This is a genomic window from Streptomyces griseus (assembly GCF_001715295.1).
Lineage (GTDB): Bacteria > Actinomycetota > Actinomycetes > Streptomycetales > Streptomycetaceae > Streptomyces > Streptomyces griseus_G.
In genome coordinates, this window is sequence record NZ_MDKB01000001.1 from 1,022,249 (window position 1) to 1,037,781 (window position 15,533).

The following is a 15,533-nucleotide window of genomic DNA, read 5'->3' on the forward strand; positions in this document are numbered from 1 at the left end:
CATGAGACGCGCACGCATCATCGGTATCGGGGCCGGGCTGGCCGTCCTGGCCGCTGCCGCGGCCTCCGGGGTGACGGCCCTGGACCGGGCGGGCACGACCGTCGTCACCGCCTACTTCGACCGGGCCACCGGGGTGTACGCCGGGTCGGACCTGCGGATCCTCGGTGTCCGGGTCGGCAGCGTCGAGTCCGTCGAACCGCGCGGCCGGGAAGTCAGGGTCACCCTGCGGCTCGACGAGGGCGTCGACGTCCCCGCGGACGCGCACGCCGTCGTCGTCGCCCCCAGCCTCATCGCCGACCGCTACGTCCAGCTCGCCCCGGCCTACACCGGGGGAGCGCGGCTCCAGGAGGGCGCCGTCCTGCCCGCAGCCGACAACGCCACCCCGCTGGAGGTCGACCAGCTGTACGAGTCGATCACGGAGCTGTCCACGGCGCTCGGACCGAACGGCGCCAACGCCGACGGGGCGCTCGCGGAACTCCTCGGCACCGGGGCGAAGAACCTCAAGGGCAACGGAGAGGCCATCGGGGACTCCATCGAGCAGTTCGGCAAGGCGACGAAGACACTCGACAAAAGCAGCGGCAACCTCTTCGACACGCTCTCCTACCTGCAGTCCTTCACCACCATGCTGAAGGACAACGACGGCGAGGTGCGGGCGGCCGAGCAGCAGCTCAACTCGGTCACCGGTTTCCTCGCCGACGACAAGAAGAACCTCAGTGCCGCGCTGAAGGAGCTGGGCACGGCACTCGGCCAGGTCAAGGGCTTCATCGGGAAGAACCGGGGCGCCCTCAAGAAGAACGTCGACCTCCTGGTGCCGCTCACCCAGACCCTGGTCGACCAGCGCGCCTCACTGGCCGAGTCCCTCGACACGCTGCCCCTCACCGCGGGCAACGTACTCAACGCCTACAACCCGGCGAACCGCACCCTCGACGGACGTACCGACCTCAACGAACTGTCCATGGGCGGGCCCCTCCTGGAGCCGGAGCCCGCATCCGGCCACCCTCGCCTGGAAGGGCTCGCCCCGGTGGACGCAGGCCGGCGCAGAGCACTGCCCGTGCTGCCGCTGCCGGCCGTCGGCACGGTCTTCGGGACCCCGGCGGACCCCGGAACCCCGAAGGGGACCGAGACGGGCGAGAAGAAGGAGGGGAACGGATGAGCCGCGCCCTGCGCAGGCCCGGAGCCCGCGCCACCACGAGCCTCGCCGCCCTGGCCGCCGTGGGCGTCGGCCTCACGCTCCTCGTCACCGGCGTCGAACTGCCCTCCTTCCACGGGATCGAACAGGTACCCCTGCCCGGCGGCGCCGACCTCGGCGACCATCCGTACGAGATCACGGCCGAGTTCGGCGACGTCCTGAGCCTCGCCCCCCAGTCCTCCGTCAAGGTCAACGACGTGGCCGTGGGACGGGTCACCAGGATCTCCCTCACCCCGGGCGGCTGGACCGCCCAGGTCACCATGCGCGTCAACGGGAAGATCAGGATGCCCGCCAACGCCTACGCCCACCTCGAGCAGTCCAGCCTCCTCGGCGAGAAGTTCGTCCAGCTCTCGCCGCCCGCCGACGGCACGGCCGAGGGCTCGCTGTCCGACGGCGACCGGATCCCGCTGGACCGCACCAACCGCAACCCGGAGGTGGAGGAGGTCTTCGGCGCGCTGTCCATGCTCCTCAACGGCGGCGGCGTCGCCCAGCTGAAGACCATCACCACCGAGCTCAACACGGCACTCGCCGGAAAGGAGCCGCAGGTCCGCTCGATGCTGAGCCGCGTCGACACCCTCGTCACCGAACTGGACGGCCACAAGGAGGACATCACCCGGGCACTCGACGGCGTCAACCGGCTGGCCGCCACCCTCGCCACCCGCAAACAGGACGTCGGTACGGTCCTCACCGGCCTCAGCCCCGGCCTCAAGGTCCTGGAGAAACAGCGCGGCTCCCTGCTCACCATGCTGCGCTCGCTCGACACCCTCTCCACCGTCGCCGTCGACACCGTCGACAGGAGCAAGGCCGACATGATCGCCGACCTCAAGGCCCTCGCCCCCACCCTGACCGCGCTCGCCGACTCGGGCGACGACCTGCCGGACTCCCTGCAGGTCCTGCTCACCTACCCGTTCACGGACGAGGTGCTCCGCGGTGTGAAGGGCGACTACCTGAACGTGTACCTCGACGTGACGTCCGTGCCGGGCACCCGGATCATCCCCGCTCTCACCCCCGGGCCGCCCACACCCACCTACCCCGGTGTCGAGCAGCAGTCCACCACGGCCCTCCCGCTGCCGCTGCCGGCGGTCACCGCCCCGGGCACGTCGAAGAAGCCGTCCGCCGGCACACCGTCCGACAAGGAGGGCACCCGCCGATGATCACCCCGGCCGTCCGGCTCAAGAACATCGCCTTCCTCGTCATCGCGGTGTTCGTCCTCGGCTACCTCGGTGTGCGGTACGCCGACCTCGGCCACTACGTCGGCCTGCGGAGCTACTACACCGTCACGGTGCAACTACCGCACACCGGGGGATTGTTCACCCATTCCGACGTCACCTACCGCGGCGTCTCCGTCGGCAGGGTCGGGCCGATCGGACTCACCGACGACGGCGTGGAGGCCGAGTTGCGCATAGAGAACGACGCACCGCCCATCCCCGACAGCCTGCGGGCCGTCGTCGCCGGCCTCTCCGCGGTCGGCGAGCAGTACATCGACCTGCGGCCCACCCGCGCCGACGGCCCCTTCCTGGAGAACGGCTCGGTCATCGACCTGGCGGACACCACCATCCCGGCACCCGTCACCGACGTGCTCACCGCCGTCGACGACCTGACGGCCTCCGTCGACGCCGAGGCCCTGCGGACCGTCGTCGACGAACTCGGTGCGGCGTTCACCGGACGCGGCGACGACCTGCAGGTCCTGCTCGACACCGGCAGTGAGTTCGTCGAAGCCGCCGACAAGGCGCTGCCGACCACCACGAAACTCGTCGCGGACGGCGAGACGGTCCTGCGCACGCAGGCCGAACAGGGGGAAGCACTCAAGGGTTTCGCCTCGGGAGCCGAGGAACTGGCCGCCGAGCTGAAGGGATCGGACGCCGACCTGCGCAGGCTCATCGCCGCCGCGCCCGGGGCGACGGAACAGATCAGCGGGCTGTTGCGCGACCTCGACCCGGCCTTCGGGGTGGTGGTCGCCAATCTCCTCACCACCTCCGAGGTCGCCGTGACCCGGCAACGCGGACTGGAGGAACTGCTGGTGAAGGTGCCGGCGGTCGCGGCGGCGGGTGCGAGCATCATCGACGAGGACGGGAAGGCCCGCTTCGGGATGTCGGTGACCTTCTTCGAACCGCTGCCCTGCACCGCCGGGTACGGCTCCACCACCTACCGGCCCGGCAACGACCTCTCGCCCGCCCCCGCGACCGACACCGCAGCCCGGTGCGCCTCGCCGCCCGGCACGGGGATCAACGTCCGCGGCAGCGCGAACGCCCCGAAGGGCGGCCCCGTACCCGAGCCCGCGACACCGGGATCCACGCTGCTCGGCACCGCGGGTACCGCCACCGGCGGCACCCCGGCGCCGGCCGACGGCATGGCCGGCCTGCTGGGCCTGCGAGGCAGCGCGTGAACGCCCGTACGAGGCAACTCACCGGCTGGGCCGCCCTCCTCGCCTCCGTACTGGTCTGCGCGCTGGGCGGCTGGTCCTACGCACAGGCCCGCGGCGACCACACCCTGTCGTACGCCGAGGCCCGTGACGCCGCTCTCACGGACGGCAGACGCCACCTGGCCCGGCTGACCACCATGGACGGCAAGGACGCCCGGAGCGTGCGGGCGGGACTCACCGCCTGGCTCGGCTCCTCGACCGGAGCGCTGCACGACCGGCTCGAGAGCACCCGGAAACAGGACACCGCCGCTCTCACCGAGTCCGGCACCACGGCACGCGGCAAGGTCACCGACGCCGCGCTCACGGCGCTCGACGAGCGGGCCGGAACGGCGGCACTCATCGCGACCGTCGACGTCGAGATCACCGACCGCGGCGGCCGGCCGGGCACCGAGCGCAAACGCTTCGAGGCGACCCTCGTCCGGACCGGCGACGGCTGGAAGGTCAAGGCGCTCGACGCCCTCCCGGTCGGAGGCGGCGCATGACACCGCAGGAGACCGGAGGGACCACGACGACGGCCACCGGCATCGAGGCCGGCACCGAGGCGGGCGAACCCGCCGAAGAGCAGCCGGTGGCCGGGGAGCCGCCGCCCCGCGGCCGCAGCAACCTGCTCCGCGTCCTCGCGACGGTGTCGGCACTCGTCCTCCTGGCGACGGGCGGCTTCCTCCTCTCCGAGGGGCAACGGCTGCGCGACACCCCCGCCACCGCCAACCGCGCGCTGACCGACACCGAGGCGACCACCAGGGTCATCGGCGATGTGAGCAGCGCCCTGGCCAAGGTCTTCTCGTACAGCCCGCACGACACCGCCGCCACCGAGGAGGCGGCGAAGCGGCTCCTCGCGGGGGAGGCACTCCGGCAGTACGCGGCCCTGTTCGGCCAGGTCGAGAGGCAGTCCGCCGACCAGAAGCTCACACTCACCAGCCAGGCCGTACGCGCCGGAGTCACCCGGCTCAGCGGGGACAGCGCCCACCTCCTCGTCTTCCTCGACCAGGTGTACGAGCGCGAGGGAAGGGCCGCCACCACCGCGGCGGCCCAGCTGTCCGTGACCGCCCGGCTGCGGGGCGGTCACTGGCAGATAGTCGAGATCACCTCCAGGTAGGGAGAGGCACCGATGGCACGGGTACGGACGACGGGGAATCCGCCGGTGGTGGTCGCGATCGTGCTGGCCGTCGTGGCCGCCGGCGCCGCGGGCTGGGGCGGCTGGTCCCGCTACGACGCCGCTCACGACGACTCGGCGGCCTACGCGCAGGCCCGCGACGACGTGCTGGCCGCCGGTGAGCAGGCCGTCCAGAACATGAACACGCTCGACCACGCCCGGCTCGACAAGGGACTCGACAGGTGGGAGGACTCGACCACCGGGGATCTGCACGCCCAGCTGGTGGACGGGCGGGACGCGTTCGTCAAGCAGATCCGGGCGGCGAGGACCGTCAGCACCGCCGAGGTGCTGTCGGGCGCGGTGACCGAACTGGACGACCGGGCCGGCCGGGCCGGCGTGATGGTGGCGCTGCGCGTGACCGTGACCGCACCGGAGGGCGAGCCCGCGGTGAAGGAGAGCCGGATGCTCGGGCAGCTGACCCGCACCTCCCAGGGGTGGAAGCTCAGTGCCCTCGGCCAGGCGCCCGTCGGCAACACCGCCGGCTGACACGCCCGCACCCCGTCCCGTCCCGCCCGTGAGAGGACCACCGACATGTCGACGACCCGACACCTCGTGAACCGCCGCCGCCGGCTGGCCGCCGTCGCCGCCCCGGCCGCGCCGCGCGGGACTGCCGCCCCCGGGACCGAACCCGCCGTGGACGCGGCCGCGGACCCGGCTCCGGCGACGGCCACGGACACGCCGCTGCCGCAGGACGAGGCGGCGGACGGACGCGTGGCAGCCGCCGACGAACCTCCCGGGCCGCCGCGCAGGCGGCTGCCCCGCCCGCACGTCCGGCTGCCCGTCGCCCTCGGCGCCGCCACGGTGCTCCTCGGGGCCTTCGCCGCCTGGGCGTTCACCTCGGCCGCGACGCTGCGCGAGGACCCCGCCCGGCAGAACACGGCGCTCACCGACGTCGGCCGGACCAGTGAGGTGAAGGGCGGGATCACCGAGGCGGTCGCCGCCGTGTTCTCGTACGACTACGCCTCGCCGGAGAAGTCGGACCGCGCCGCGCGGACGTACCTGACCGGCAAGGCGGTCCGGCAGCACGAGGACATGCTCGCCGAGGTACGCGCGCAGGCGCCGAAGCAGAAGCTCGTGCTGACCACGACCGTCACCGGGGCCGGGGTCGAACTGCTCGACGGCGACCGGGCACGGTTGCTGGTCTTCGCGGACCAGAGCAACACCCGGACCGGCACGCAGGAGGAGACGACGTACGCCGCGGCCATGTTCGCCGTGGACGCCGTCCACCGGGACGGCGGCTGGCGGATCTCGGCCATCGACACGTTCACCCGGTGATCCGGGGGATCCAGGGAGAGGAGCACGTGTGAGGTTCAACGGAACGATGCGCCGCGGACTCACCGGCACGGCGACGGCCGTCGCCGCCATGGCGGCGCTCACCGCGTCCCAGGCCCCCGGACCCGCGGCCGGCGCGACGCGCCCGGACAGGACCGCGGCGGCCGAAGACGTCGTGTGGACCGAGGTCCCCAACGACGACAGCTACCACACCGAACTGCCGCCCCTGAAGTCGCCGGAGCCACCGCCGAGGCCCGGGCGGAAGCCCGCCCCGGTCGTCGCCCGGTCCTGGGCGGAGGCCGGCATCCCGGCGACCGTACTGGCCGCCTACCGGTCGGCGGAGGGCTCCGTCGGCCGTACCGATTCCGGCTGCCACCTGCCCTGGCAGTTGCTCGCGGCGATCGGGAAGGTCGAGTCGGGCCACGCCGGCGGGGGCCGCGTGGACGCCCGCGGCACCACGCTCACGCCGATCCTCGGCCCTGTCCTGGACGGGAGGGGGTTCGCCCGCATCGCGGACACCGACGGCGGGGCCTACGACGGTGACACCCGGTACGACCGGGCGGTCGGCCCGATGCAGTTCATCCCCTCCACGTGGGCCCACTGGGGCAGGGACGCCAACGGCGACGGGCACGCCGACCCCGGCAACGTCGCCGACGCCGCTCTCGCCGCCGGCCACTACCTCTGCGCCGGACCGCGCGACCTGTCGGTCCGCGCCGACCTGGACCGGGCGATCCTCGGCTACAACCACTCGGACACCTATCTGCGCACGGTCCTGTCCTGGCTGGACTTCTACCGCGGGGGCGCCCACCCCGTGGCCGACGGCGAGGGTGTCGTCCCGACCACTCCCGGCGCGGGCGGCCGGTCCAGGCCGGAGAGCCCGGTCGGCGGCCCCGGCAGCCCCGGGAAGGGCGGCGGAGGCATCGTCATCGGCCCCCAGCCCAGCGCCACCCCGCGTCCCTCCACCTCGCCCGCACCGTCGGAGTCCGGCAGCCCGGACCCGGGCGGGCCGGCGACCCCCACGGACCCCGGGCCCGGCCCGGATCCCACCGGTACGAGTCCCACGGACCCGACGCCCACGCCGGACCCCACGACGACCCCGGACCCCACCACCACGCCGGACCCCACGACGACCCCGGACCCCACCACGACACCCGACCCGGCCACCGGCTGCCCCACGGATCCCACCGGGACCGATCCGGCCACCCCTGCGGACGACCCCTGCGCCACCCCGTCCGTCGGAGAGCCTGTCGGGTGACCTGGGATCGAGAAGCGGACGCGGTCCGGTGCGTGCGGTTCCAAGGCGCCGGATAGCCTTCGGCCGGAGGTCACCCGACAGGCTCTGAGCCCCCGAGGGCCCCGACCCGGGTCAGCCGGTGCCGAGCACTTCCGACAGGTCGTACCGCACCACTTCCTCCAGCTGCGCGTAGGTGCAGCTCGTGGGGGTGCGGTCCGGCCGCCACCGCCGGAACTGCGTGGTGTGGCGGAACCGGTCGCCCTCCATGTGGTCGTACGCCACCTCGCAGACCCGCTCGGGCCGCAGTGCCACCCACGACAGGTCCTTCTTGCCCGTCCAGCGGCTCGGGGCACCGGGCAGCCGCGCACCCTCGTGCGCCGCCGCCTCGGCCCAGGAGGCCCACGGATGCTCCGCCGGATCGATGCGCAACGGGTCCAGCTCCTCCAGGAGTTCGGCACGCCGCTTCATGGTGAAGGCGGCGCAGACGCCGACGTGCTGCAGCGAGCCGGTGGAGTCGTACAGGCCGAGGAGCAGCGACCCCACCACCGGGCCGCTCTTGTGGAAGCGGTAGCCCGCCACCACGCAGTCGGCCGTCCGCTCGTGTTTGACCTTGTACATCGCGCGCACGTCCGGCCGGTACGCCAGCCCGAGCGGCTTGGCGACCACGCCGTCCAGCCCGGCGCCCTCGTACCGTTCGAACCACTCCCGGGCGACGGCCGGGTCGGTGGTCGCCGGGGCCAGGTGCACAGGAGCAGCGACCTCCGCCAGGGCCCTCTCCAGCACCTCCCGGCGTTCGCTCTGGGGGGTGGCGAGCAGGGAGGTGTCGTCCAGCGCGAGGATGTCGAAGGCCACGAAGCCGGCGGGCGTCCGCTCGGCCAGCATCCGCACCCGGCTGTCCGCCGGATGGATGCGTTCGCTCAGCCGGTCGAAGTCGAGGCGCCCCTCGTGCGCCACCACGATCTCGCCGTCGATCACGCAGCGCGGCGGCAGGTTCTCCCGCACCGCGGTGACCAGCTCGGGGAAGTACCGGGTGAGCGGTTTCCCCGTGCGGCTGCCGATCACCACCTCGTCGCCGTCCCGGTGCACGATCGCACGGAAACCGTCCCACTTCGCCTCGTACTGCATGCCGGGCGGGATCGCGGACACGGACTTGGCGAGCATCGGTTTCACAGGAGGCATCACCGGCAGGTCCATGGCCCGATTCTTACCCATCCGACGGAGCACGTCTCCCGATATGCGGCATATGTGGGCCCGGCCTACGGTGTCCGACATGGGAGCAGCGGGAGCGGCGATGGAGCTGGACGCGGACGGGCGGCCCGTACGGCTGTCCCACCCGGGCAAGGTGTACTTCCCCGGGAAGGGCTACACCAAGAGGGACGTGGCCGAGTACTTCCTGGCCGTCGGGCCCGGGATCCTGCGCGCCCTGCGCGAGCGCCCCACCACCTTGCAGCGCTTCGTGGACGGCGTCGAGGGCGAGTTCTTCTACCAGAAGCGGGCGCCGAAGAGCCTCCCCGACTGGACGCCCACCGCCCGGATCGAGTTCCCCAGCGGCCGGCACGCCGACGAGATGTGCCCCACCGAGCTGGGCGCCGTCCTCTGGGCGGCCAACCTGGGCACGCTCACCTTCCACCCCTGGCCCGTCCGCAGGTCCGACACCGAGCACCCCGACGAGCTGCGCATCGACCTCGACCCGCAGCCGGGTACCGACTACGGCGACGCCGTGCGGGCCGCCCACGAGCTGCGCTCCGTCCTCGACGACCACGGGCTGCGCGGCTGGCCGAAGACCTCCGGTGGTCGCGGCCTCCACGTGTTCGTCCCCCTGGTGCCGGAGTGGACCTTCACGCAGGTGCGCCGCGCGGCCATCGCGGTGGGACGGGAGCTGGAGCGCCGGATGCCGAAGCAGGTCACCACCGCGTGGTGGAAGGAGGAGCGCGGCGAACGGATCTTCGTGGACTACAACCAGACGGCCCGTGACCGCACGATCGCCTCCGCCTACTCCGTCCGCCCGTTCCCGCACGCCCCGGTCTCCGCCCCGCTGCGCTGGGAGGAGATCGACGACGCCGAACCCCGCGACTTCGACATCCGGACCATGCCCGTGCGGTACGCGGAGGTGGGCGACCTGCACGCCGACATGGACGACCACGCCTTCCGCCTCGACCGGCTGCTGGAGCTGGCGACCCGCGACGAGCGGGAGCACGAGCTCGGCGACCTGCCCTATCCGCCGGAGTACCCGAAGATGCCCGGCGAGCCCAAGCGGGTGCAGCCCAGCCGTGCCCGGCACGACGAGGGCGATCCGGCGTGACGGCAGCGGGCTCCGGTGGGCACGGCGCGCACGGCAGGCCGCCGACCCGGCGGGAGAAGTGGGAGGCGTACAAGAAATCGCCGTACTTCCCCGCGATGGTCCTCGTCCTGATCGTCTCGGCCGCCGCCGGCCTCTTCGCGGGTTCGTACACCTATGCGATGGCCAATCCGACCCCCCACCGGATCCCCACAGCGGTCGTCGAGGGGCCGAGGACGCCCTACGCAGCCCGGTTCGTCGGCGGTATGGACAAGGCCCTCGACGCCTCGCTCGATCTCCACCGGTACCCGAGCGCCGCGCAGGCGCGGGCGGCGCTGGACGAGCAGAAGGTCTTCGTGATCCTGCGGAGCGCCGGCGACGGCGTGGTGATGCAGGTCGCGAGCGCCTCCGGCGCCACCGTCGCCCAACTGCTGGAGAAGACCGGGGCGAAGGTCGCCGACTCCCTCGGCGTCCGGCTCACGGTCGAGGACGTCAAACCGCTGCAGAGGGGCGACCCACGGGGTCTCGCCCTCTTCTACATCTCGCTCGCCGCCGTCATCATGGGCTTCCTCGGGGCGATCCAGCTCAGTGTGCACGCCCGGGCGCTGCTCCCGCTGGAGCGCATCCTCTTCACCGTCGCCTACGCCCTGCTCGGCGGGTTCGCCATCGCCGCCGTCGTCGACTGGGGGCTCGGCGCCGTCGACCTGCCGTTCGTCCAGTCCTGGCTGATCCTGGCGTTCACGATGTTCACGTCGGGCATGGTCTTCACGATGTTCAACACGCTCATGGGGCGCTGGGCGATGATCCCGACCTGGGGCGTCATGGTGCTGCTCGGCAACCCGTCGTCCGGTGGCGCGGTGTCCTGGCCCCTGCTGCCCTCACTCCTCGGGCACATCGGGCGCTGGCTGCCGCCCGGCGCTTCGGTCAACGCCCAGCACACCGCCGTCTACTACCAGGGCCACCAGTACGTTTTCCCGTACCTCGTGCTGGGAGCCTGGGCGCTGGTGTCCTGCACGGTGTTCTGGGTGTGGCGCCACCGGCACCCGGGAGGCCGCGACCGCACGCCGGAGCATGCGGCCGCGGCCCCCTGACCGCGAGCGGTCCTACAGCTCCTTGACGCGGATGTCCCGGTAGGAGATCACGTCCGTGGTGCTGTGGACCTGGAGCCCGATGTAGCCGGAGGCGTAGCGCCGGCCGTCGGTGCCGGGGTCGTCGCCCCGCGGCGGTTCGAAGAGCTGACCGCCGGTGTTGTCGAACTCGTTGATCAGGACCCCGTTGCGGTAGACCGAGTAGTGCTGGTCCACCACCCGGATCTCGTAGTCGTTCCAGGTGCCCTTGGGCGTGACCCCGGCGCCGCCGAGACCGACCCGGTCGAAGCCGTAGACCGAGCCCGTCTTGTACATGTCGCCGTCCGGCCGGTCGTTGACCTGGATCTCATGGCCGTACTTGATGGCGACCCACTCCGGACGCGATTCCTCCGGGTGGTCGTGGACGTACGGGAAGCGGACGAAGACGCCGCCGTTGGCGTTGCCCGTGCCGGGGGCGTCGTCCCGCCACTGGAGCTTCAGCGAGAAGTCCCCGTACTGCCGGGACGGGAACCACAGCATGCCCATGCCGTCGACCGTGGTCGAGCTGGTGATCGAGCCGTCCTCCTCGTTCAGCCCGAACTTCCCACCGCCCACCTGTTCCCACTTGGCGAGGGAAGCGGCCGTTCCGTCGAAGAGCTTGCGGTAGCCCTGGTCCTGGCCCGGCTTGCCGATGCCGGACTGCTTGGCCGCCCGGTAGATCTTCTTGTGCTCACGGGCGTCGATCACCCCGGCCGCCAGGAGCTTGTCGAGGACCTTGTCGACGTGCTTGAGGAACAGCGCGTGCGAGGACCAGTCCTTCTCGTCCTCGATCAGCTCGTTGATGGTGCAGCGGTTCCCGGTGATCCGGTTGGGCACCCCGCTGTCGACCGTGCCGACGATGACGGTGAGCCGCTCGTCGTACTCCGGGCAGTTGGGCGCCGGTACCCCGCCGCTCTCGGCCACGGTGAACGAGGTCTGCTTCGCCTCCGAGGTGTTGCCGGCCTTGTCCGTCGCCCGGTGGGCGAAGGTGTGGTAGCCGACGCGGTCGATGATGACGGGTGTCGTGTACGCGAGGTACGGGCCCCCGTCCAGCGAGTACTCCGTCCTCGCCACGCCGGATCCGGCGTCGGTGGCCCTGACCGTGGCCGTGGCGCTCGTGATGAACGCGCCGTCGGAGTTCTTGTCGCCCTCCACCGTCACCGAGGTCTCCGGCGGAGTCCGGTCCTCGGAGGGGGGCTCGACGACGGTGAACTCGACCGTCTTCCCGGCCGCCACGTTGCCGGCCCTGTCGGTGGCGCGGTAGCGGACCGTGTGGGTTCCCACCTCGTGCACCATCACGGGGGCGGTGTACGTCCGCCAGGCACCGTCCGCGCCGACGGCGTACTCGATGGTGTTGACGCCCGACCCGGTGTCGGAGGCGGTCACCGTGACCGTCGCCATGCCCAGGTAGGCGCCCGCGGCGTCCTTCTCGCCCGAGACCGTCGCCGAGGTCTCCGGCGCCGTTTCGTCGTCCGTGGGCGGTGCGGCGACGGCGAAGTCGACGGCCTTCTCGGCCGCCACGTTGCCGGCCTTGTCGGTGGCACGGTAGCGGACCGTATGGGCGCCGACCTCGTCGACCACGACGGGCGTCGTGTACGGCTGCCAGGCGCCGTCGTCGCCCAGCGCGTACTCGACGGTGCCCACGCCCGACCCCGCGTCGGTCGCCGCCACGGTGACGGTGGCCTGCCCGATGTACGCGCCGTCGGCGTTCTTGTCACCGTCCACCGTCGCCGAGGTCTCGGGAGCGGTGGTGTCCTCGCCGCCGCCGTCCTCGGTCACGGTGAGGATGCCCTGCATGGAGCCGTGGCCGGGAATGGTGCAGTGGTAGAAGTAGCGGCCGGGCGTGAGGGTGACCTCGACGCTGTGCCTGCCGCCCTCGCTGTCGTTCGGATTGGCCAGGATGTTCACCGCGACGTCGTTGTTGAACTCCACGTCCGAGACGCTGAAGGTCAGGGTGTGCGGCATCCCGGTGGTGTTGCCCGTGGCGGCACTGTTCTCGAAGACGATGGTCGCGGCGCCGGCCACCGCGGTCTTCGGCGCCGAGAGGTAGTGGTCGATGGGGTCGCCGGCGGTCCAGGTGAGGACCTGGTCGGCCGCCGCCCCGGCCTGGTCGTCCTCGCGTCCGTACGCGGCCGTCGACGTCAGCCCGAGGACCATCAGGAACGAACCGAGCAGGGCGAGCCACACCCTGACGGGCCGGTACCGCTGTCGTGCGAGGAGTGAACGGTGTCTCACCGGGCTGCCGCCTTCCTGGCCAGGTCGGCGACGGCCGGGGTCGGGCCGCCGCCCTTGTAGGTCACGCGCCAGAGCGCGGACTTGGAGTCGGAGGTGAAGAAGCCGCGGCCGTAGTCCAGGACGTAGAGGGACCCGTCCGGGGCGAACTTCCAGTCCATGAGGTTGCGGATGCCCTGCGCGCCGACCGGAATGATCTTCTTCAGGGACTCGGCGTGCGTGGGAAGCCCGCCCTTGCCGGCCGTCCGCGGGTCCGTGAGCACCGCGTGACGCGGCTGCGTGTCGTCGTAGAAGTCACCGACGAACCACTTGCCGTCCCAGTACGAGGGCCACTTGCCCGCGCTGTCGCTCGTGGCGTCGTACCGGTAGACCGGGCCGTTCATCGTGGCCTGGCCCCCGCCCTTGAGCCAGGGCAGGAGCTGCTTCTGGTCCTCGACCTTGTAGCTCGGGATGCCGTTCGCGTCACGCGGGTAGTCCACGCCACCGCCCTGCGGCGAGTACCAGATGGTGTTGCCGGTCACCGGAGGCAGGTTGACCAGACCGTCGTTGTTGGGCGACTCGTTCTTCGGCGCGTCGCAGTCGTACCAGCCCAGCGGCTTGGACGGATCCGGCAGGTTGCGGTCGCGGTAGGGCTGCTTGTTGCCCATGCAGTAGGGCCAGCCGTGGTTGCCCGCCTCGGTGATCGCGGCGAACGTGTCGTACTTCGCGGGGCCCCAGGTGGTGCTCGGGGAGCCGGCGTCCGGGCCGACCCAGCCCGCGTACAGCGTGTCGGTCGCCGGGTCGACCGAGATCCTCGCCGGGTTGCGGACACCCATCACATAGATCTCGCCGCGGGTCTTGCCGCCGCCCTCGTCGGGCTCCTTGCCCGTGAAGAGGTTTCCCGCGGGCAGGGTGTACGTGCCGTCGTCCTCGGGGTGGATCCGCAGGATCTTCCCGTTGAGGTTGTTGGTGTTGCCCGCGGTGCGGCGGGCGTCGGCGAACGAGAGTCCCTTGTAGGCGGGTTGCGGGTTGTTGCCGGAGTAACCGTCGCTGAAGCCGGAGGAGTTGTTGTCACCGGTGGCGATGTAGAGGTTCTCCTTCGAGTCCCAGGCCATTCCGCCGCCCGCGTGGCAGCAGCTGTGGATCTGGACCGGCCAGTGCAGCAGCACCTTCTCGGAGGCCAGGTCCAGCTTGTTCGTGGCGTGGTCGAAGGTGAAACGGGAGACCTGGCGCACGGCCGTCTGCTTGTCCCGGTCGATCTTCGCGTGCGGAGTGTAGTGCAGGTACACCCACCCGTTGGTGGCGAAGTCCGGGTCCAGCTCGATGCCGAGCAGCCCCTCCTCCACCTTGACCAGTTCGTCGCCGCCGCCCTTGTTGCCGAAGACGCTCAGCTTGCCCGCGAGGGTGACCTTCTTCGTCGCCGGGTCGTAGACGTGGATCTCGCCGTCGCCCTTGCCCACGTCCGGGTTGTTCCAGTCGGTGACCACGGGCACGCTGCTGTCCGCGCCCCCGCGGCCGATGTAGAAGACCCGCCCGTCCTCCGCGGTGACCAGGCCGTGCGGTTCGCCGATCTGGTCGTTCTGCCCGGGCTGATTGGGCTGGGTCACGCGCTCCGCCGTGTAGTTGGAGTCGATCGTGGCCGTGCAGTCGGCCTGCGAGAGGCGGGTCGTCCAGGCCAGCGCGCCGCGCAGATGGTCCCGGAAGTCCGTCTCGGCGAAGCTGCTGACCGTGCCGCCCATGGCGGTGTAGAAGGACCGGCCGCCGTCGTAGTCACGGCACCAGGAGACCGGGTGGTCCCAGCCGTTGGCGCTCGCGCCGGGGGAGTAGGTGATCTCCCGGACCCGGGCCACGGTGTGCACGTCGCCGGACGGATTGTCCTTCCAGTTCAGCCACTTGTCCGGGCGCTTCCACTCCAGCGGCAGGTTCTTCGTCGCCGGGTGCTGCCGGTCGCCGATCTCCACGGTGGCGCGCTGCACGTTCGTGGGACCGCCGGCCGCGGGACGGGCACCGACCAGGCCGGTGAACCAGTCGGAGTACGGCTCCGTGCGGGCGGCGTCGTGGATCCCGAGGAAACCTCCTCCGGCCTCCATGTACGCCTCCAGGCCCGCCTCCTGCTCCGGGTCCAGGACGTCACCGCCACCGGTCAGGAAGACGACGGCGTTGTACCTGCCGAGCTGTTTTCCGTCGGTGAAGACCGAGGCGTCGTCGGTGGCCACGGTCTTGAAGCGTCCGGCCGTCGGGCCGCTGAGCCCGATCTTCTCGATGGCGGCGATGCCCGCGTCCACGGTCGGCGACTCCTGGCCCGCCGAGGCGTGGAAGACCAGCACCCGGACGTTGGCCCCGCCCGGCGGCGAAGGCAGGGACAACGTTGTCGCCACCCGTTCCTTCAGCCCCGGATCCGGATACGGTCTGGCGCTGGCGGCGTTGCCGCCCAGCAGGGACGCGGTCAGGGCGCCGGTCGCCACCACCGCCGCGAGCCCTCGACGCGATCTGGACCTGTGATGTGGTGTGCGCTGCATGTGGTCACCCACCTCTCTCTGGTCACTTCACTTCTGGATCACTGCACTCTCTCGATCACTGCGCTACGCCTGCGTCATCACTGCGACAGCGCACGAAGCTAGACCCCTTTTCGCGGCACGCCAATAGCTACGGCAGCATTCGAACGAAC

The 15,533-nt window shown here is 71.6% G+C and carries 13 protein-coding genes; 10 read left to right on the top strand and 3 right to left on the bottom strand.

Translation table 11 applies throughout. The annotated features are described in order from the left end of the window. The first annotated feature begins 1 nt into the window (after nt 1). Genes BA175_RS03940 through BA175_RS03975 form a run of 8 tightly spaced genes read left to right on the top strand, consistent with a single transcriptional unit; the run spans nt 2 to nt 7,291 of the window. On the top strand, nt 2–1,153 hold the full coding sequence (locus BA175_RS03940; protein WP_069169787.1) for an MCE family protein: 1,152 nt from the start codon (nt 2–4) through the stop codon (nt 1,151–1,153). Beyond that, nucleotides 1,150–2,343 (top strand): MCE family protein, encoded by a 1,194-nt coding sequence (locus BA175_RS03945; RefSeq protein ID WP_069169788.1) that lies wholly within the window; start codon nt 1,150–1,152, stop codon nt 2,341–2,343. The genes BA175_RS03940 and BA175_RS03945 overlap by 4 nt, the downstream gene beginning before the upstream one ends. Further along, nucleotides 2,340–3,575 carry an MCE family protein gene (locus BA175_RS03950; RefSeq protein ID WP_069169789.1) on the top strand — a complete coding sequence of 412 codons (1,236 nt, stop codon included), beginning with the start codon at nt 2,340–2,342 and terminating at the stop codon, nt 3,573–3,575. The genes BA175_RS03945 and BA175_RS03950 overlap by 4 nt, the downstream gene beginning before the upstream one ends. Beyond that, the gene (locus tag BA175_RS03955; protein WP_069169790.1) at nt 3,572–4,093 is read left to right on the top strand and encodes a hypothetical protein; all 522 of its coding nucleotides are present in this window, start codon (nt 3,572–3,574) and stop codon (nt 4,091–4,093) included. Before BA175_RS03950 ends, BA175_RS03955 begins: the two co-directional genes overlap by 4 nt. Further along, a complete protein-coding gene (locus BA175_RS03960; RefSeq protein ID WP_079159360.1) occupies nt 4,090–4,707 on the top strand; it encodes a hypothetical protein in 618 nt (205 codons plus the stop codon). Before BA175_RS03955 ends, BA175_RS03960 begins: the two co-directional genes overlap by 4 nt. Before the next feature lie 12 nt (nt 4,708–4,719). Next, a complete protein-coding gene (locus BA175_RS03965; RefSeq protein WP_069169791.1) occupies nt 4,720–5,250 on the top strand; it encodes a nuclear transport factor 2 family protein in 531 nt (176 codons plus the stop codon). Between the two features lie 45 nt (nt 5,251–5,295). Next, nucleotides 5,296–6,039 (top strand): hypothetical protein, encoded by a 744-nt coding sequence (locus BA175_RS03970; protein WP_069169792.1) that lies wholly within the window; start codon nt 5,296–5,298, stop codon nt 6,037–6,039. Nucleotides 6,040–6,067: 28 nt separating this feature from the next. Beyond that, nucleotides 6,068–7,291: a lytic transglycosylase domain-containing protein gene (locus tag BA175_RS03975; RefSeq protein ID WP_069169793.1), complete on the top strand. Its 1,224-nt coding sequence runs from the start codon at nt 6,068–6,070 to the stop codon at nt 7,289–7,291. A gap of 111 nt (nt 7,292–7,402) precedes the next feature. On the opposite strand, the gene BA175_RS03980 is transcribed toward BA175_RS03975, so the two are convergent. After that, the gene (locus BA175_RS03980; RefSeq protein WP_069169794.1) at nt 7,403–8,464 is read right to left on the bottom strand and encodes an ATP-dependent DNA ligase; all 1,062 of its coding nucleotides are present in this window, start codon (nt 8,462–8,464) and stop codon (nt 7,403–7,405) included. A gap of 97 nt (nt 8,465–8,561) precedes the next feature. Between BA175_RS03980 and ligD the strand changes: the two genes are divergently transcribed. Continuing rightward, complete coding sequence (ligD, locus tag BA175_RS03985) at nt 8,562–9,572, top strand: non-homologous end-joining DNA ligase (protein WP_069169795.1); 1,011 nt, start codon at nt 8,562–8,564, stop codon at nt 9,570–9,572. Continuing rightward, nucleotides 9,569–10,639 (top strand): hypothetical protein, encoded by a 1,071-nt coding sequence (locus BA175_RS03990; protein WP_069169796.1) that lies wholly within the window; start codon nt 9,569–9,571, stop codon nt 10,637–10,639. The genes ligD and BA175_RS03990 overlap by 4 nt, the downstream gene beginning before the upstream one ends. Nucleotides 10,640–10,651: 12 nt before the next feature. Here the strand turns inward: BA175_RS03990 and BA175_RS03995 are convergent, their stop codons facing one another. After that, nucleotides 10,652–12,889, bottom strand: a complete 2,238-nt coding sequence (locus BA175_RS03995; RefSeq protein ID WP_069169797.1) for an OmpL47-type beta-barrel domain-containing protein — start codon at nt 12,887–12,889, stop codon at nt 10,652–10,654. Beyond that, nucleotides 12,886–15,384 carry a ThuA domain-containing protein gene (locus BA175_RS04000; protein WP_254667801.1) on the bottom strand — a complete coding sequence of 833 codons (2,499 nt, stop codon included), beginning with the start codon at nt 15,382–15,384 and terminating at the stop codon, nt 12,886–12,888. Before BA175_RS04000 ends, BA175_RS03995 begins: the two co-directional genes overlap by 4 nt. Between the last annotated feature and the right edge of the window lie 149 nt (nt 15,385–15,533).

Coding starts and splice junctions, on each gene's coding strand:
- BA175_RS03950 (WP_069169789.1), top strand. CDS start 2,340: ATGATCACCCCGGCCGTCCGGCTCAAGAACATCGCCTTCCTCGTCATC.
- BA175_RS03960 (WP_079159360.1), top strand. CDS start 4,090: ATGACACCGCAGGAGACCGGAGGGACCACGACGACGGCCACCGGCATC.
- BA175_RS03970 (WP_069169792.1), top strand. CDS start 5,296: ATGTCGACGACCCGACACCTCGTGAACCGCCGCCGCCGGCTGGCCGCC.
- BA175_RS03945 (WP_069169788.1), top strand. CDS start 1,150: ATGAGCCGCGCCCTGCGCAGGCCCGGAGCCCGCGCCACCACGAGCCTC.
- BA175_RS04000 (WP_254667801.1), bottom strand. CDS start 15,384: ATGCAGCGCACACCACATCACAGGTCCAGATCGCGTCGAGGGCTCGCG.
- BA175_RS03965 (WP_069169791.1), top strand. CDS start 4,720: ATGGCACGGGTACGGACGACGGGGAATCCGCCGGTGGTGGTCGCGATC.
- BA175_RS03980 (WP_069169794.1), bottom strand. CDS start 8,464: ATGGACCTGCCGGTGATGCCTCCTGTGAAACCGATGCTCGCCAAGTCC.
- ligD (WP_069169795.1), top strand. CDS start 8,562: ATGGAGCTGGACGCGGACGGGCGGCCCGTACGGCTGTCCCACCCGGGC.
- BA175_RS03940 (WP_069169787.1), top strand. CDS start 2: ATGAGACGCGCACGCATCATCGGTATCGGGGCCGGGCTGGCCGTCCTG.